The organism is Leptolyngbya sp. BL0902 (genome assembly GCF_016403105.1).
Classification (GTDB): Bacteria; Cyanobacteriota; Cyanobacteriia; order Phormidesmidales; family Phormidesmidaceae; genus Nodosilinea.
The window spans coordinates 3,149,673-3,167,357 of sequence record NZ_CP046155.1 but is presented as its reverse complement, the minus strand read 5'-3'; the positions used below and the strand labels follow the sequence as shown (position 1 = coordinate 3,167,357).

16 protein-coding genes are annotated in these 17,685 nt (G+C 56.7%); 8 read left to right on the top strand and 8 right to left on the bottom strand.

Features of this window, described 5'->3' with window-relative positions; genetic code table 11:
• Positions 1-74 precede the first annotated feature (74 nt).
• On the top strand, positions 75-1,871 hold the full coding sequence (locus tag GFS31_RS13910; RefSeq protein WP_198805384.1) for an ABC transporter ATP-binding protein: 1,797 nt from the start codon (positions 75-77) through the stop codon (positions 1,869-1,871).
• Positions 1,868-3,664, top strand: a complete 1,797-nt coding sequence (locus GFS31_RS13905; protein ID WP_198805383.1) for an ABC transporter ATP-binding protein — start codon at positions 1,868-1,870, stop codon at positions 3,662-3,664. The genes GFS31_RS13910 and GFS31_RS13905 overlap by 4 nt, the downstream gene beginning before the upstream one ends.
• Before the next feature lie 226 nt (positions 3,665-3,890).
• On the opposite strand, the gene rdgB is transcribed toward GFS31_RS13905, so the two are convergent.
• On the bottom strand, positions 3,891-4,472 hold the full coding sequence (rdgB, locus tag GFS31_RS13900) for an RdgB/HAM1 family non-canonical purine NTP pyrophosphatase (protein ID WP_198805382.1): 582 nt from the start codon (positions 4,470-4,472) through the stop codon (positions 3,891-3,893).
• Positions 4,473-4,742: 270 nt separating this feature from the next.
• Between rdgB and GFS31_RS13895 the strand changes: the two genes are divergently transcribed.
• The 3 genes from GFS31_RS13895 to GFS31_RS13885 all read left to right on the top strand — a co-directional run bounded on the left by GFS31_RS13895 (position 4,743) and on the right by GFS31_RS13885 (position 7,671).
• Entirely contained in the window at positions 4,743-6,494 is a 1,752-nt protein-coding gene (locus tag GFS31_RS13895) for an ABC transporter ATP-binding protein (protein WP_317135033.1), read from the top strand.
• Positions 6,495-6,740: 246 nt separating this feature from the next.
• The gene (locus tag GFS31_RS13890) at positions 6,741-7,052 is read left to right on the top strand and encodes an RNA recognition motif domain-containing protein (RefSeq protein ID WP_198805381.1); all 312 of its coding nucleotides are present in this window, start codon (positions 6,741-6,743) and stop codon (positions 7,050-7,052) included.
• Between the two features lie 208 nt (positions 7,053-7,260).
• The gene (locus tag GFS31_RS13885; protein WP_198805380.1) at positions 7,261-7,671 is read left to right on the top strand and encodes a hypothetical protein; all 411 of its coding nucleotides are present in this window, start codon (positions 7,261-7,263) and stop codon (positions 7,669-7,671) included.
• On the opposite strand, the gene GFS31_RS13880 is transcribed toward GFS31_RS13885, so the two are convergent.
• Both GFS31_RS13880 and msrA read right to left on the bottom strand, forming a co-directional pair.
• The gene (locus tag GFS31_RS13880; protein ID WP_263974839.1) at positions 7,605-8,471 is read right to left on the bottom strand and encodes a Nif3-like dinuclear metal center hexameric protein; all 867 of its coding nucleotides are present in this window, start codon (positions 8,469-8,471) and stop codon (positions 7,605-7,607) included. The two genes, GFS31_RS13885 and GFS31_RS13880, sit on opposite strands and share 67 nt — an antisense overlap.
• A 65-nt stretch (positions 8,472-8,536) precedes the next feature.
• Positions 8,537-9,196 (bottom strand): peptide-methionine (S)-S-oxide reductase MsrA, encoded by a 660-nt coding sequence (gene msrA / locus GFS31_RS13875; protein WP_198805379.1) that lies wholly within the window; start codon positions 9,194-9,196, stop codon positions 8,537-8,539.
• Between the two features lie 258 nt (positions 9,197-9,454).
• Between msrA and GFS31_RS13870 the strand changes: the two genes are divergently transcribed.
• Genes GFS31_RS13870 through GFS31_RS13860 form a run of 3 tightly spaced genes read left to right on the top strand, consistent with a single transcriptional unit; the run spans position 9,455 to position 12,252 of the window.
• The gene (locus tag GFS31_RS13870) at positions 9,455-10,279 is read left to right on the top strand and encodes a biotin--[acetyl-CoA-carboxylase] ligase (RefSeq protein ID WP_198805378.1); all 825 of its coding nucleotides are present in this window, start codon (positions 9,455-9,457) and stop codon (positions 10,277-10,279) included.
• Positions 10,280-10,289: 10 nt separating this feature from the next.
• Positions 10,290-11,756 (top strand): M23 family metallopeptidase, encoded by a 1,467-nt coding sequence (locus GFS31_RS13865; protein WP_225907424.1) that lies wholly within the window; start codon positions 10,290-10,292, stop codon positions 11,754-11,756.
• Between the two features lie 34 nt (positions 11,757-11,790).
• The gene (locus tag GFS31_RS13860; RefSeq protein WP_198805377.1) at positions 11,791-12,252 is read left to right on the top strand and encodes an acyl-CoA thioesterase; all 462 of its coding nucleotides are present in this window, start codon (positions 11,791-11,793) and stop codon (positions 12,250-12,252) included.
• Between the two features lie 174 nt (positions 12,253-12,426).
• On the opposite strand, the gene GFS31_RS13855 is transcribed toward GFS31_RS13860, so the two are convergent.
• The 5 genes from GFS31_RS13855 to psaB form a co-directional block, all read right to left on the bottom strand.
• On the bottom strand, positions 12,427-13,335 hold the full coding sequence (locus tag GFS31_RS13855; RefSeq protein ID WP_225907423.1) for a glycosyltransferase: 909 nt from the start codon (positions 13,333-13,335) through the stop codon (positions 12,427-12,429).
• Positions 13,336-13,830: 495 nt separating this feature from the next.
• Positions 13,831-14,067 (bottom strand): hypothetical protein, encoded by a 237-nt coding sequence (locus GFS31_RS13850; protein WP_198805375.1) that lies wholly within the window; start codon positions 14,065-14,067, stop codon positions 13,831-13,833.
• Positions 14,068-14,186: 119 nt separating this feature from the next.
• A complete protein-coding gene (locus GFS31_RS13845) occupies positions 14,187-14,852 on the bottom strand; it encodes an IMS domain-containing protein (protein WP_198805374.1) in 666 nt (221 codons plus the stop codon).
• Positions 14,853-15,104: 252 nt separating this feature from the next.
• The gene (locus tag GFS31_RS13840) at positions 15,105-15,329 is read right to left on the bottom strand and encodes a hypothetical protein (RefSeq protein ID WP_198805373.1); all 225 of its coding nucleotides are present in this window, start codon (positions 15,327-15,329) and stop codon (positions 15,105-15,107) included.
• 136 nt (positions 15,330-15,465) lie between these two features.
• A complete protein-coding gene (gene psaB, locus GFS31_RS13835) occupies positions 15,466-17,667 on the bottom strand; it encodes a photosystem I core protein PsaB (RefSeq protein WP_198805372.1) in 2,202 nt (733 codons plus the stop codon).
• Positions 17,668-17,685: the final 18 nt, after the last annotated feature.

The following is a 17,685-nucleotide window of genomic DNA, read 5'->3' as shown; positions in this document are numbered from 1 at the left end:
GGCTTTTGTAATTAATCCGCCTAAGCCTGGAAAAACGTGGTAATTCTCTAGGACGCTGGGCTGAGGAGGGTTAGATGAACTTCGCACCAGAGAATTCCAAAATTTTGACGGGCTTTTTGCCGAATCTGCGGCGGTTTATCCAGATTTACCGGGGCTACGAGCAACCCTTTTGGATGTCGCAGGGTTTTTTGGCGATTTCGGCCCTGTTTACCCTGCTGATCCCGTTGATGAGCCAAAGCCTCATTGACGATGGCATTATTCCCGGCAATCGTGATGCTATGGTGCGGGCGGTGCTGTGGATGGTGTTGTTTGCGGTGTGCAGTGCGGTGTTTACCATCGCCAATGCCTACTATGCCGTGCAATTTGCCGAGCGGACGGCCCATGCGGTGCGGATGCGGCAGTATCGCAAAATTCAGACCTTCACCTTTGGCAACCTGGATCAGTTCCCCACCAGCGACCTAATGGTGCGGATGACCAGCGATGTGACGGCCATTAAGGGGGCGGTGCAGCAGGTAATTTTGTCCCTGGCCCAGGCTCCGGTGATGTTTGTGGGGGCGCTGTTTTTGATCTACCGCAACAGTCCAGGGCTGATGTGGATTTTGCTGCTGGTGATTCCGGCGGTGCTGGCCATTTTGGCGGTGTTTTTGTTCAAGATTTCCCCTCTGTTTGAGGTGCAGCAGCAGAAGTTGGACGACCTCAACCAGGTGTTGCAGGAGAGCCTCGCCGGGGTGCGGGTGGTGAAGGCGTTTGTGCAGGGGGACTACGAAAATCGTCGCTACGACCGGGCCAATCAGGCCTTTCGGCAGGCGTCTTTGCACCCGATGCGTTATGTGGCGGCGTTGCAGCCCAGCTTTTTCTTGATTGTGAACCTGGCGACGGCCTTGGTGCTGTGGTTTGGGGGGCGAGCAGTTAGTCAGGGGGACAGTACCGTGGGTGAACTGATGGCCTTTACCCAGTATCTCGTTACTATCCTGGTACCCCTGGTGGTGTTGGCCACGATTACCCCCCAGGTGACGGCAGCGGAAGCCTCGGCGGAGCGCATGTTTGAGGTGATGGATACCCTGCCTGACATCGACCAACCCAGCCAGCCCGTTCTGCCCTCGGCAACGGCGACTACCCAGGGCCGAATTGTGTTTGAGAACGTCAGCTTTGGCTATCCTGCCCCACCGGGGGAAACGCCCACCCCCGTGCTGCGAAACATCAACCTCACCATCGAGCCGGGGCAGACCGTGGCCTTTTTGGGGGCGACGGGTTCCGGTAAGTCTACCCTGGTGAATCTGATCCCGCGTTTCTATGACGTGACCGAGGGCCGCATTCTGATCGACGGCATCGACGTGCGCGATTTGGCCCCGGAAATCCTGCACCAGTGGGTGGGCATTGCCCTCCAGGAGGCCGTTCTCTTTAGCGGTACGGTGCGGGAAAATGTCGGCTACGGTCGGCCTGAGGCGGAACAGGAGGAACTGGTAGCGGCGGCGGCAGCGGCGGATGCCCACGGCTTCATCAGCACCATACCGGAGGGCTACGATGCGCCCGTGGCAAGACGAGGCAGCAACTTTTCCGGCGGACAACGGCAGCGGATTTCCATTGCCCGTGCCCTGGCGGTGCAGCCGAAGATCCTCATCCTCGACGACAGCACCAGCGCCCTGGATATGGCCACCGAGGCCCGCGTTCAGGAGGCCGTCCAAGACCTGATGGCCGCCACCACCAAACTCTACGTGGCCCAGCGGATCAGCACCGTTCTCACCGCCGACCGCATCTTTTTACTGGAGGCCGGAGAACTGGTGGCCCAGGGCACCCACGAAACCCTGCTGGCCAGCAGCCCCCTCTACCAAGACATCTACCAATCCCAGCTAGGGGGTGCCCCGCTATGAAACGGTTTCTGCGTCGTCATCGGGTCAAAATTGCGCCGCCGGAGTTGGCCCCCCCTCGGCAAGCCTTGGGTCGGCTCTTCGGTTATGTCACCCGCTACCGTTGGGAAATGGCCCTGGTGGTGGTGCTGCTGCTCGTCGGCACAGCCCTGAATCTGTTCATCCCGTTTCTCCTAGGCCAGGGGCTCAACAGCCTCAGCGCCGGGTTCGATGGCCCCTACCTGACCCAGTTGGCAGGGTGGATGGTGGCGGCGGCGGCGGTGAGCTGGCTGCTGCTGGTGATCCAGGGCGAGGTGCTGGCCAACGTCACCCAACGCGCCCTCTACGTCCTACGCAAACAGGTGTTTGAGTATATGCAAACCCTGTCCTTGAACTTTTTTGACCGTCAGCCCATCGGCCAGTTGATGAGCCGGGTCAGCGACGATGCCGAGGTGGTGGCCCAATTTTTCCGCAACGGCCTGGGGATGCTGCTGAGCGAGACCATCAAGGTGCTGTTCATCATCCTGGCTATGGTGCTGCTGAACTGGCGCATGGCCATCGCCGCCTGCGTGATTGTGCCCCTGGTGCTGGGCTTTTTGGGCATGGTCAGCCGCATTTCTGGCCCCGCCTTTGCCGCCCTGCAAGCGGAAATGGGCGAACTCAACGGCATCCTGGAAGAAACCGTCAGCGGCGAACGGGTGGTGATTGCCTACCAACGCCAAGAAGAAGCCATCGCCAATTTTGAGGAGGTCAGCCGCGCCGCCATGGAAGTGGGCATTCGGGCGCGGTTCGTGGCCCTGCTCAGCCGTCCCCTCACCCTGGTGCTGACCAACCTGGATGTGGCCCTGGTGGCCCTGGTCGGCAGCCTGCTGACCCTGCGCGGACAGGCCGATGTGGGCACCGTCACCGCCTTTTTGCAATACACCCGCCAGTTTGGCCTGCCGATCATCAACATTGCCAACACCCTGGACTTCCTCCTCGCCGCTGTCTCCGCCTCCGAGCGCATCTTCCAAATTTTGGACGAAGCCCCCGCCGTGCAGGATGCCCCCCACGCCATCCCCCTGCCCCCCATCGAGGGCCGCGTGGAATTTCGCCAGGTGGACTTTGGCTACGTGCCGGGGCAGCGGGTACTGCGGCAGAACAGCTTCATCGCCGAACCGGGCCAAACTATCGGCCTCTGCGGCCCCACCGGAGCCGGAAAAAGCACCATCATCAACCTGCTCACCCGTTACTACGACATCGACGCCGGAGCCATCCTCATCGACGGCCACAACCTGTTCGATATCCAGCAAGACAGCCTGCGCCAACAGGTCGGCATCGTCCTCCAGGAACCCTTCCTGTTCTCCGACACCGTCCTCAACAACCTACGCTACGCCCGCCTCGAAGCCAGCGAAGCCGACTGCATCGAAGCCGCTCAGCGGGCCAACGCCCACGACTTCATCCTGCGCCTACCCCACGGCTACGACACCCTGCTCACCGAACGGGGCAGCAACCTCAGCCAGGGCCAACGCCAACTGCTCACCATCGCCCGCATGATGGTGGCCAACCCCCGCCTGGTCATCCTCGATGAAGCCACCAGCAACGTCGATACCCGCACCGAAGCCAACATCCAAACCGCCCTCAACCGCCTGATGGCTGGACGCACCAGCTTCGTCATCGCCCACCGCCTCAGTACCATCCGCCACGCCGACCAAATCCTCGTCCTCAACGCCGGAGCTATCGTAGAACAAGGCACCCACGACGAACTGCTCCAAATGGGAGGACTATACTACGACCTCTACACCAGCCAATTCAAAGGCAAAGTGCTGACGCCCTAGCTGCTTAAGCTATTCCCGAATTCAGCCGACCTGACCCAAGGTGTAATGGGCTGATCTCCCTTGATAGCCAACCTGAGTAGATCGAAAAGACCACGGTAGGGCGGGCATCCTGCCTGCCAGAAAGACAGCTAAGATGGCTGTTCTACATTGAGTTTGCGATCTACCGAGCCTAATTAGGCTAACAGCACCATCCAGAGCTGGCAAACTGTCCTGAATCTGTGTAGGGTCAGCGACCCAGATCCAGCGTTTTGAGCTCAGGCATCAACTGCCGAAAGGCGACGCCTCGGTGGCTGTGGGCCTCCTTCTCAGGAGGGGAAAGTTCTGCAAAGCTGCGTCCCAGTTCTGGCACATAAAAAATTGGGTCGTAGCCAAAGCCACCGCTGCCCTTGGGGCTAGTGAGGATTTCCCCTCGGCAGATGCCTAGGGTTTCGAGGGCAATAGTGCCATCGGGACGAGCGAGGGCAATGGCACAGACAAACTGCGCTTCCCGGTTGGATTGGCCCTCCAGTTCTCGCAATACTCGCTCAATGCGAGCGGGGTCGCTGTCGGCATAGCGGGCGGAGTACAAACCGGGGGCACCGTCTAGGGCATCCACCTCTAGGCCCGAATCGTCGGCAATGGCCCATTGTCCTAGGGCTTTGGCCACTTCAGAGGCTTTTAGGCGAGCATTTTCCAAAAACGTGGTGCCCGTTTCGTCGATGTCCAACTCATCGGGTTTAAGCTGCAAGTCCCAGTTCAAATCGCCCAGGTAGGCTTGCATTTCCTTCAGTTTTCCGGGGTTTCCGGTGGCAACAACAACGGTAGGCATAGGGGATTCGTCTGGGTTTGCAAGGGACAAGTTGAGCGAGACAGCGGCTATTTCTGACTTCCCTCTCCTCCCTGGGATCGGGGTCGGGGGTGACGGCTTCAGGGTTTCAGATTTTCATGGAGCCTACGTCGCCGCAGGCAAGCTATCGACATAGACAGCCTATCGATTGTAGTCTTGCCCGTCCCCTCGGCAAAATGTCACACCATCGCATCACATAGAACCGCTAAACCTGATAGGTTGAGGAAACAATTGCTTATAGGTATTGTTCCGTTGACCCACCCTCGTCGCCAAGGCTCAAACTACTGGATTCTGGCCCCCTACGTGCGGCAGCAGTGGCCCACCATTGCCAAGGCCATGTTTGGGACGCTGATTTTTGTGGGCTATTGGCCGATTTTGGCCTGGCTGTCGGGGCAGGTGCTGGCACTGCTGGCGGAGGGCAATGTTCCGGCGGTGTCGCGGCTGATTGCCGTCACCATGGCGGGCTTTGCGGTGCAGAAGGTGGGGCAATACATCCAGGACTCCTTCATGTCCAAGGCCGCGCTAGAAGTGGCCTTTAAGGTGCGGCGGCAGGTCTATACCCACATTCACGACCTCAGCTTGGCCTATTTTGAACGTAGCCAAACCGGAGACTTGGCCTACCGCCTCACGGAAGACATCGACCGCATTGGGGAAGTGGTACTGAAGCTATTCCACGACTTCATTCCCTCCCTGCTGCAACTGATTGTGGTGGTGGGCTACATGGTCTACCTCAACTGGCAGTTGACCCTAACGGCGATGGTGCTGATTCCGCTGCTGGCGGTGCTGGCGGGCTGGTTTGGCAACCAAATGCTGAAGTCCTCTCGCCGCAGCCAAAACCTGGTGTCGGATTTGTCGTCGCTGGTCACGGAGGTGTTCAGCGGCATTCGCCTCGTCCGCGCCTTTGCCGCCGAAGACTACGAAATTGAACGCTTCACCCAGGAGGCGGAAAAGAACCGCCAAGCCAAGTACCGAGCGGCGTGGCTCCAGGCAGTGCAGTATCCTGTGGTGGGGTTCCTCTACGGCCTAGTCGTGGTGATGATTTTGCTGATGGGCACCTGGCAAATTTCCCAGGGCAACCTCACGGGGGCGTCCTTCGGCAGCTACGTGATCGCGGCGCTGATGCTGATTGACCCCGTCAACCACTTCATCCACAACTACAGCGAATTCAAACAGGGCGAAGCCTCCGTAGACCGCATCGTGGAACTGCTGGACATCGAACCCGCCGTCCGCGAACTGCCCAACGCCATCGAACTCCCCCCCGTGACCGGACGGGTCGAGTACCGCAACCTCACCTTTGGCTACGATCCCACCGAGCCGATTCTACGAAACCTGGACTTAATTGCCCTTCCCGGTGAAAAAATCGCCCTCGTCGGTGCTTCCGGGGCCGGAAAATCCACCTTGGTGAACTTGCTGCCCCGCTTCTATGATCCGCAATCCGGCCAGGTCTTAATTGACGACGTAGACATTGCCACGGTGTCTCTACGCAGCCTACGCCGCCAAATCGGCATTGTTCCTCAAGAAAACACGCTATTTTCCGGCACCATCGCCCAAAACATCGCCTTTGGCCAAAAAGAGTTTGATATCAAAGCCGTGGAAGAAGCCGCCCGCGTCGCCAATGCTCACGACTTCATCAGCCAATTTTCCCAGGGCTACTACACCTGGGTGGGCGAACGGGGGGTGAACCTCTCCGGTGGTCAGCGCCAGCGGGTCGCCATCGCCAGAGCTGTGCTGCTCAACCCCCGCATCCTGATTTTGGACGAAGCCACCTCCGCCCTCGATGCCGAATCGGAAGCCCTTGTGCAGGAAGCCCTAGAGCGGATCATGCGGGATCGCACCGTGTTCATCATTGCCCACCGCCTTGCCACCGTGCGCCGCGCCGACCGCATTTTGGTGATCGAAAAAGGCCAAATTATTGAGTCCGGCACCCACAGCGAACTGTTGGCCCAAAAGAGCCGCTATGCTCAGTTCTATGCTCAACAATTTGCCGTAGAAAGTAGCCCCTAAACCGCTTTCTGCCACCGTGAATCGAAGCCGTATCGTCTAGAAAATTAGCCGACCGTCTCGCAGGAGGATCCCTAGGAGAGGGCCGTGGAGCCAAGTTGCAGCCACCTTTCCCCAATCGCCTCAAGAGAGTGTTACCATGGGCGTGTTCAGTTTTCGGTAGATTACGCTTGTTTCATTTCGATTTCGATTTCCGACGCAGGTTCTTCTCCGTTTACTCGATACATTCGCTAATCTGGAGAGAATCCTATGTCTATTTATGTTGGTAATTTGTCCTACGATGTCACCCGTGAAGACCTAGAGCGCGTCTTCAACGAATACGGTGAAGTCAGCCGCGTCAGCCTGCCCATCGACCGGGAAACCGGGCGTCCTCGTGGTTTTGCCTTTGTGGACATGACCGCCGAAACCCAAGAAGACACCGTCATCGAAGCCCTCGACGGTGCTGAGTGGATGGGTCGCGAGATGCGGGTGAACAAAGCTCGTCCCCGTGATGATAATCAAGCCGCTAGCGGTAGCCGCTCCGGCGGTGGCGGTGGCCAATATCGTCGCACCAGCTTCTAGGCTGATGCCCCCAAGGTTGGCGGTTTCCCGTCCTTAAAACCTTGCTAAGTTACAAGAAAGACTCTGCTAGGCAGGGTCTTTTTTTGTGCAACGGTTGAATACTGAGTCCGTAAGGAAACAGATGATGAATCGCTTAAAGGCTGCCTGGGTGACTGCTCCGAGACAGATAGATGGGTTGGGTAAGTGGATAGGATTTGGACGCTGGGGGATGCGCCTCTGGCTTATCGGGCTGTGCGGCATGGTGCTAACCTGGAGCCTCCCCGCCTGGGCCAATACCTGGGTGCCCACCACACCCCCCGCGCAGGAGCGACAGTTTATCGATCCTAGCTCCCTCCAAATTCTGCCAGGGGGCACGGTGCAGGTGCAGAGCCTCTATGTCGATCAGCGGCAGCGGCCCGAACAGCGCACCACCTACCAGACGGAATATCGCTGCCCAGCCCGCGAGTTTCGGGATGTGGTGTACGACGGGCAACCCGGTGATTTAATCTGGCACTCGGTCGATGGGGATCCTCTGAATGCCCAAACCCTCGACTATGTGTGCGCCCAGGTGGGTCAACCCGCAGCGGTCACAGACGTTGCGGACGACCCATCTTCCGCGAAGCCACTCCCCAAAAACTGACGAAAATCCTCATCCTGCTGGCTTAGTGCAGCCCAGTCGGCTCCTTGGGCCTGTACCCAGTCGGCCAAGGCGGCACAGGCGGGGCGTTCGGTGGCGTAGTGTCCGGCGTCAATTAGGACAATGCCGCGATCACGGGCTTCTTGGAACTGGTGAAACTTGACGTCTGCTGTAAGGTAAGCCTGGGCTCCGGTTTTGGCGACGGCTCCGAGAAAACTAGCCCCCGAACCGCCCAACACCGCAAGGCGCTGAATCGGCTGGCCCAAGTCAGCCGCCGGAGAATAGATCAGCCGAGGGGGAACCAGTTTGTGTTGAATTTCCCTGAGCAGGTCTCCCAGAGCGAGGGCTGGCGCTAGATTTCCCACCCGGCCATAGCCTACCTCCGGCTGGGTGGGAACGACGGGTTCCGGGTTTTGGAGGTGGAGGAGTTGGGACAGGGTATCCGCCGTTCCTCCGGCCACTTGGTCAAAATTGGTGTGGGCGCTGTAAAGGCCGATGCCCTGGGTGATGGCTTGGTAGACCATCTGGCCGACGGGATCGACCTTTGAAACCGACTTCAGCGGGCTAAAAATTAGCGGATGGTGGGCCAAGATTAGGTTGATCGCAATGCCCTGTTGCCGCAGCGCGAGGGCTTCCTCCAGCACGGCTAGGGTAGGCGTTAGGCATACCAACACCCTGGCTGGCTGATCGAGCACCCCCGGTTCCACCTGCCAGCCGCAGTTATCCCAGCTTTCCTGCCACTGGGGCGGTGCCCAGGTTTCTAGGCGCTGGATCAGGTCGGCGACGGTGATGGGGGTGCTCATGGGGATGGAATCAGCGGGTCGGGCAACGATGGGGCAGCAATCTCGATGATCTCGATGATCTCGATCTAGACGGTGAGGCCCACCGGGCAGGCCACATTGGTGCCGCCTAGGCCGCAGTAGCCGCCAGGATTTTTGGCCAAATACTGCTGGTGATAGGCTTCGGCGTAGTAGAACTCTGGGGCCTCCAGAATTTCGGTGGTGATGGTGCCATAGCCCGCCGCCGATAGCGCCTGCTGGTAGACCTGCCGAGAGGCTTCGGCCTGCTGCTTTTGTTCCGGCGAGTAGGTGTAAATGCCAGAGCGGTATTGGGTGCCCACATCGTTGCCTTGGCGCATGCCCTGGGTGGGGTTGTGGCTTTCCCAAAACACCTTCAGCAGTTGCTCGTAGCTGATGACTTTGGGGTCAAACACCACCAGCACCACCTCATTGTGGCCCGTCAGGCTAGAGCACACCTCTTGGTAGGTGGGGTTGGGGGTGTAGCCCGCCGCATAGCCCACCGCCGTGGTGAAGACGCCTTCCTGCTGCCAAAACTTGCGCTCAGCTCCCCAAAAACAGCCCAGGCCAAACATCGCCGTTTCCATCCCCGCCGGAAAGGGCGGCTGGAGCGGGTTGCCGTTGACATAGTGCTGGCTCGGCACGGGAATGGGGGTGTCGCGTCCCGGCAGAGCCTCCTTGGGAGAGGGCATTTCAGTCTTTTTGCCTTTACCTAAGCCAAAGAAAACCATAGATATTTCTGGAGTGCTACTTACCGTCTACGCTTAACTATAGGCCAAGTTTCTGTGGGGTGGGGGATGGCCGTTGCCGAATCAGCATCCCATGGGGCGGCTTCGATTCATGCCCAAGGATTCGCGCCCAGCGAGACTCAACATCAGTTCCAGACGAGGGCTCATTTGTGTCTAAATTTGTGTCTAAACGAGTCCTGATTCGTTCCTAAACGAGTCCCCCTTTATCCCCAGTTTCCGTCTTCTAATTCCCGTCAAACCTTGGATCTCCGCCGACTACACCAAACCCTTCAGCAGCCCCCCAGCACCCTTGGCGTGGTGCCAGAACTAGGCGGATTGCGTCCGCGTTTTCAGGTGCAGTGGGTGGAGGAAACCGGATCGACTAACCAAAACCTAATGACCCAAATGGTGGCGGGGGCGGCGGCAGGAACGGTGCTGATTGCGGCCACCCAGCGGGCGGGACGGGGGCAATGGGGGCGACAGTGGCAGTCTCCATCGGGGGGGCTGTATCTTTCTTTGGGGCTGCGGCCAGAAATGACGGTGCAGCGTAGTCTATGCCTCACCTTAGCCAGTGCCTGGGGATTGGCCACTAGCCTAGAGAATTTGGGCATTCCGGCCCAGGTGAAATGGCCCAACGATTTGGTGGTGAATGGCCGCAAGCTGGGCGGCATTTTGGTTGAAACGCGGGTACAGGGCGATCAGGTGCTAGCCGCCACCGTGGGCCTAGGTCTGAACTACACGAACCCTATTCCGCCTACGGGAATTTCCCTAGGGCAGCTTCTAAATTTCCCGGATCAGTCCACCCATCCCTTGAATAGCCTGGAAGGTGTGGCCGCCGTCGCCCTTTACGGGTTGATGCAGGGCTACCACGTTTGGCAAAGCCAGGGAGACCAAGCCTTTCTGGCGCTTTATCAGCAACGCATGACCCACCTGGGCCAGTCGGTGGTGGTTCACCATCAAACCGGAACCGTAGTGGGTTTGGCGTCCTCCGGGAACCTGTCGGTGCGGATTGCGTCCGACGGTACTGGTGCGCCCCTGGAGGTGGAAGTTCTGCCCGGTGATGTCAGTTTAGGCTACAATGCGTAGCGGTTGATGGATGGTGAATTCTAAACCTGATTCTGTGGAAACTTCTCGGCCTGCTCGGCTGCTTGGGGTTGCGGCCCTTAGCCCACGGCCAACCCTCAAGCGATCCCAAGGGCTAGTCTTGATGGGGAGCTTGGGCTTGGTGGGCGGTAGCATGGCCATCGCTGATACCGCAGCGGTTAGCGCTAGTCCTGGTTCTGGAGCAGAGGCTCCAACGGCATCCCCCGCAGTGGTCAGCCCCGATTCCCTGGGCCGTCAGTCGCACGTGAGCGGTTCTCCCCGTTCTTCGGCATCGGTTAATCTGTCGGTACCCACCACAGCACAGCCCCAGTTTTCACCGTCTCCAGCCGCGCTCCCTGCCCAGACGTCTCCCCCCCACCTGAGCCAATCCATGCAACCCCCGGTTCCCCCACCTCCCGCAGCGGCTATCGTTGTCCCTGAGACAACCGCTGCGCCAACCATGGCCGAGAGCTTGCTACAGGCCGCCCCCAGTGCCCCTGTTGTAACTCCAGAGCCCGGTTCTTCTCTGCCTAGGGCAGCGGATTTGGTGGTGCCTGGAAGCATTGCCGCCGATGACTCGGTGCCAGCGGGGTACAACAGCGTCTTCATCGATCCCACCACCTACGACGTAGGGGCCACCACGGCTCCAGCGGCCCCCAGTGTGGTGTTTTCCAATCGCGCTACAGGCTGCCAAATCACCGTAGCAGGAGGGCAGCCCGTGTCTGACTGCGGCAATGGTTCTGATACCCTGCCCGGTGTAGCCACTACGGCAGGCGGAGCCCTAGCCCCCAACGGTTCTCTGGTGGGTGGGTCTCGATTACCCAGTGGGCCAGTCACCGTGGCCCCCCGTGGGGTTAGCCTCGGCAGCACCGTCATCAGTCGTGCCGCCCTCAACGACCGCATCCGGCCCCTCAACATTCTGCGGCGGGGCAGCGAGCAATTTGTCTTCCCGCTGTCCATTCCCGCCCCCATTTCCTCGGTCTTTGGCTGGCGGATGCACCCTGTTCACCAAACCTGGCGGTTCCACGCGGGTACGGATATCGCCGCGCCTATGGGCACTCCGGTACTGGCCACCCAAGCCGGACGGGTGGCTGTGGCAGATTTCCTCGGCGGCTATGGCCTCACCGTCATCCTGCGCCACGGGGACGGCAACCTAGAATCGCGCTACGCCCACCTGTCCCAAATTTCGGTGCGTTCTGGGGAATGGATTGAACAAGGTGAGGTGATCGGCCTAGTGGGTAGCACGGGCACCTCCACTGGCCCCCACCTGCACTTTGAGGTGCGGCAACTCACCGGAGAAGGCTGGGTCGCTATGGATCCTGGCGAAGTGCTGGAGTACGGCCTCGCCAACCTGATGAACATTATCAACAACCCCATGGCTGCCCTAGGACAAGCTCAGCCCGCCGCCGATGGAGATGCCAGCGCCCTAGAAGGATCGATAGACTACCCCTATCGCCCAGCCCAGCCCAATGCTAGCTAGGCCATTGCTCCTCGCTGATCATCGTCGCTGATCCATGGCCTTTACGCGCAGCTACCCCATCCAATTCCGTGATACGGACGCTGCCGGGGTGCTTTACTTTGCCAATGGTCTGGCCCTGTGCCATGCGGCCTACGAAGACTCGCTCCAATCCGCAGGTTTCGATCTGCGCGATTTTTTTAGCGCCAGCGCCCGCCTCGCCTATCCCATCGTTCACGCCAGCATGGATTACCATCGCCCCCTCCACTGCGGCGACCTCGTCAGGATTACCCTACATCCTCGACGGTTGGATGCGTTCAGCTTTGAAATCACCTACCACCTAGCTCTCAATGCCGAGGTTGATGCTGAGCCAGAGTCCAAAGCAAACCGTCCCCTGGCGGAAGCCCTCACTCGCCATACCTGCATCGAAACTCAACCCCGTCGCCGCCATCCCCTGCCCACCGGGATGGAGCAGTGGCTACACCGTTGGGAATCGCCTGACCAGGGATCAGATCAGTAAGCTCCCCATCGCAAGTTACGCTAGCAAGTCGCGACATAAGATGTTCGCTTCAGCGAAATACCGCAAAGGTTATACCAAATCCGAGTCAGGAACCCCCGACTCCTGACCCCACCAACGGTAGGGATTAGGCTCCTCGCCCGCCAATGATACCAGGGGCAAACAAGCCGAATTTTATTAGAGCCGTTCAGCACTGCCGCCTACAAAGTTGAGGCGCAGCTTTTCCCAGGCGCTAAGACCCTGCATCATCACCACCATGCCCGCAATTTGAAGGCGAGTTGTCAAAGGGGCAAGGCGTGGATCGGTAAATGCAGTGACAAGCTGAGGTGGAGACTGGATGAATAATTCCTCAAAAATTAGGCGGGCAAGGCGACGATAGCGCACAAACCAGGAGGTTTCCTCCCGTACGTAGAGGTCGTACACACCGCCAGAACAGCGAATTTTCTTGCGGGCGATCCCGGCCACACTGCCCCGCACCGGATGCCCCACCCAAGCATCATCAGCGTAGATTTGCCCATAGCCTGCGGCCCGTACCCGCATTCCCCACTCCTGGTCGCCAAAGGACTTAATCCGGGCTAAAAATGGGCCAATGTCGTCAATAACAGCTCTGCGCGTGAACAGATTAGCGGTAATCATGCCGCCGTACCCCTCCAGCATTTCTTGATAGGGAAAACCAAAAATGACCCGATCAAACAAGTCAGGTATGGTGACATTTTCAGGATTGGCGTAGAACATTTCAATGCGCCCACCTACGGCCCCACAATCAGGATTATTAACAAGGTGTTTGACCCCCATTTCTATCCAGGTGGGTGAGGGCTGACAATCGGCATCGGTAAAAGCGAGAATCTCCCCCTGGGCAGCTTCAATGCCTTTATTGCGAGCAGCGTAGGAGCCAGGACTTAACTCTTGAACAATACGCACATTATCGTACTGTTCTACTAAGGCTTCGATGCTATCGTAGTTGTCTGAGCCGTTATCGGCCACGATGACCTCATAGCGATTTTCTGGATAGCTTTGACGTCCTAAGTGATCAAGGCAAATCTCTAAGCGCTCTCGATCTTGATAGACCGGAATGATTACAGACACAAACGGGATAGGATCAAAACCAGACGATGTATCCTGATGGGGAAGGGGGTTGGAGGCTGGAACGTCTACCATGTCAAGTCTCTATAGCAACTAAGTAACGAATTTATACTAAACGGCTCAAAGCCTTTTGTGAACAAGACCTTTGATTGACTAGCCGAAATATCTCAGAAAACTGCTAGACTGCCTGCTTTTTGTTGTAATTGCGATTGCCTGAACCCGCCTAAGTCAGAACTGGTGAACCAATGGGGATACTGAAAAGGCATCTAGAAACTAAAAAGTAAGTAAGAATCAAGGTAAAAGGAAAGATTATTCCTGCTTTTACAGTAATTTTTATTAAAACAAAACAGCGTCTCTTGATCTAGTGAGATACAGCGCTTTTGAGTCACGTGAGGTACAGTGCAAGGCCCAGACTCTTAGTCATATCTGGATCCTATAGTTCAAGATGCACCTTGCTAGGTTGATTACTCCTGTAAACTAATAATCATTTACATCTATTTACCAGTTTTTCTCCATCTCGATATCTTTCTCAGAAAGATAGGAAAACTCGATTCCCATCAGATCCAGAATTTTGAGAAACTCCGAAGGTTCAAGCTGCATGACCTCTGAGGCTTTCTTGAGGCTGATGACTCTGGCTAGCAGGGCACCAATCAAAAAGAGAAAGTTTTCTTTTTGATCAATTATCTGGAATCGTTGTACTTCTGAAGCAATATTCTGATGGATTTCTTTACTCATACAGTTAACGTCGTCATACTAAATACTCTAATCGATCAGTAAAAAAGATAGTGAAATGACAATGATCAAAAAACTTAACCTACTGATATAGAACTGCTTGAATTAATTCATGGGCTCTATCACATTCTTTGCTCTTCAATGTCAGCAATTTTCCAGTTGCCGTTAGAGTCACGCCCAAAAGTGTATTTGCTTACCGTGGTAGACGAACCTGAATGCTCAGGACTTTTCCCTCTTCTTGTATAGAAGGATCTATGTTCACTAATAGTGACGACTAACTCTGCTGTTCCCTGGGATGGGAAATATTCAAACCTATGGACTTCATCTATATTTGAAGGTGCATCATACAGCCAATAGTAGGGGCCATGGGTATCATTTCGCTGAAGTTGATCAAGGTGATTGTATATAGCATCGATTCCTGGGAAATTGATGTGAACACTGGCAAGTTGCCTGTCATAACTGGGGCCATAAACACTTGATTTTGCTGCAAGCCATGCTTGAACTAAGGCTATTGCCTCACCTTCCATTAGTTCTTCGTGGCCACTATCTATATTGCTAATTGATCTAAATTTCTCTTCAGGACTCTCCTCAGCTAATTCTGAAGCTGGGTTTGAAGGATTGTTCTGAATGCTTCCCTCGGATGTAGGACAATCAAGAGCTAGTCTCCAAGCCTCTACCTCAACCTTTGAACACCTTCCTGTAAGAATAAGAAAAAAAACTGCAATAGAGCCAATAGCTATAAGGATTATCAAGACCCAAGGTAGTTGAGCGCGAGTATCATTTGCCATTGCTGTAGAGTTGAGCCTGTGAACTAGTAGATCTAGATGTTCAATACTTTGAGGTTTTAGTCGTTGATATTTAAATACAACAACAAGTCTTTTTATTTCGGAAAGAAGTTGACTTTGAAATCTAAGTCCCTCAACAATGAAGCCTCCTAGGGGAATTTTCAGCCGTTGTCCACGCTAAACCTTAACCACCATCACGGAAACAATCAAGAAGCCCGACAGCAGCCCCCAGAGAGTCAAAATAGACTGACTCATTTATTCCTTTCCACCAGCATTCGCCGTTTCAGGGTTATAAACTAAGGCAAACATAGCCCCAAGCAGACTGAGAAGCACGGCCCCTGGAATTTGTCCAACCATCGCGCCAAGGAAGGAACCACCAGAGGCAAAGGCAATCACCCGATTTCCTTTTGCAAAAATTTGGTTTTGGTCGGGAATAGTGGCTGAGGATTTATCGCCCATCAATTCATTGGAGTCTGTCATAGGAGAACCCCGATTATGGCTAGCTTTAGCATAGCAAGAAAAAATGATGGGCAATTTCTATCGCTAAAAACGATAAAGCCCGCTCCCAACGAGTGAGAGCAGGCTTTACCAAACCGTTTACCTAATTAGCCGAGCCTTAGCCGAAGCGGCTGGAGGTGGAGGCGATTAGGAAAGCGGCGTAGGTGAGGATGTAACCCACGGTGAAGTGAGCCAGACCCACCAGACGAGCTTGCACGATGGAGAGGGCAACGGGCTTGTCCTTCCAGCGAACCAGGTTCGCCAGGGGAGTGCGCTCGTGCGCCCACACGATGGTTTCGATCAGCTCTTGCCAGTAGCCCCGCCAGGAGATCAGGAACATGAATCCGGTAGCCCAAACCAGGTGTCCAAAGAGGAACATCCAGGCCCAGACGGCGAGGTTGTTCATGCCGTAGGGGTTGTAGCCGTTGATCAGCTGAGAGCTGTTGAGCCACAGGTAGTCGCGCAGCCAGCCCATCAGGTAGTTGGAGGACTCATTGAACTGAGCCACGTTACCAGACCAGATGCTGAGGTGCTTCCAGTGCCAGTAGAAGGTGGTCCAACCGATGGTGTTCAGCATCCAGAACATCGCCAGGTAGAAGGAGTCCCAGGCGGAGATGTCGCAGGTGCCGCCACGGCCAGGGCCGTCGCAGGGGAAGCTGTAGCCGAAGTCCTTCTTGTCGGGCATCAGCTTGGAACCACGGGCATCCAGGGCACCCTTGACTAGAATCAGGGTGGTGGTGTGCAGACCCAGGGCGATGGCGTGGTGTACCAGGAAGTCGCCAGGGCCAATGGTCAGGAACAGCGAGTTGGCGTTGCTGTTGATGGCCTCAAACCAGCCGGGCAGCCAAACGGCGTTGGCGGTTTGGGTCACGCTGTCGGCGTTCGATAGCAGGGTATCGAAGCCGTAGAGCAGCTTACCGGAGGCCGCTTGCACAAACTGAGCGAAGACAGGCTCAACCAGGATTTGCTTTTCGGGGGTGCCAAAGGCCACCACTACGTCGTTGTGGACGTAGAGTCCTAGGGTGTGGAAACCCAGGAACAGGGACACCCAGCTCAGGTGGGAGATGATGGCTTCCTTGTGCTGAAGAACGCGGTCGAGGACGTTGTTCTTGTTAGCGGCGGGATCGTAGTCCCGAATCAGGAAGATGGCACCGTGGGCGAAAGCCCCCACCATGATGAAGCCAGCGATGTACTGGTGGTGGGTGTACAGGGCCGCCATGGTGGTGTAGTCCTTGGCCATGAAGGCGTAGGGAGGCAGCGCGTACATGTGCTGCGCCACCAGGGAGGTGACGACACCGAGGCTAGCCAGGGCCAGCGCCAGTTGGAAGTGCAGAGAGTTGTTCAGGGTGTCATAGAGACCCTTGTGACCCTCGCCAAGACCGCCTTTGGGGGGCTTGTGGGCATTCAGGATTTCCTTAATGCTGTGGCCGATACCAAAGTTGGTGCGGTACATGTGCCCAGCCACGATGAAGATCACCGCGATGGCCAGGTGGTGGTGAGCCATGTCGGTCAACCACAGAGACTCGGTCTGGGGATGGAACCCACCCAGGAAGGTGAGGATGGCAGAACCTGCACCCGTGGCCGTGCCGAAGACGTGGCTAGAGGTGTCGGGGTTCTGGGCATACACGCCCCAGTTTCCGGTGAAGAAGGGCAGCAGACCTTCGGGGTGGGGCTTCATGGAGAGGAAGTTATCCCAACCCACATGCACACCACGAGATTCGGGGATGGCGACGTGTACCAAGTGACCCGTCCAAGCCAGGGAGCTAACCCCAAACAGACCAGCTAGGTGGTGGTTGAGGCGAGACTCGGCGTTTTTGAACCAGGACAGGCTGGGGCGGAACTTGGGCTGAAGGTGCAGCCAACCTGCGAACAGGAAGATGGCGGACAGAATCAGCAGGAACACAGCCCCGGAGTACAGGTCGGTGTTGGTTCGCATCCCGATGGTGTACCACCAGTGGTAGACCCCGGAGAAGGCGACGTTAACGGGAGTAGAGGAACCAGCTTGGGAGAAGGCATCTACCGCAGGCTGACCAAAGTGGGGATCCCAAATCGCGTGGGCGATGGGTTTCACGTTGAGCGGATCTTTGATCCACTGCTCGAAGTTACCTTGCCAGGCGACGTGGAACAGGTTGCCCGAAGTCCACAGGAAGATGATTGCCAGGTGGCCAAAGTGGGAGGCGAAAATCTTTTGGTAAAGATTCTCCTCCGTCATGCCATCGTGGCTTTCAAAGTCGTGGGCGGTGGCAATCCCGTACCAGATCCGCCGTGTGGTCGGATCGGCTGCCAGATCCTGGCTAAATTTAGGGAATTTAGTTGCCATGAATCAAAACGGATTTAG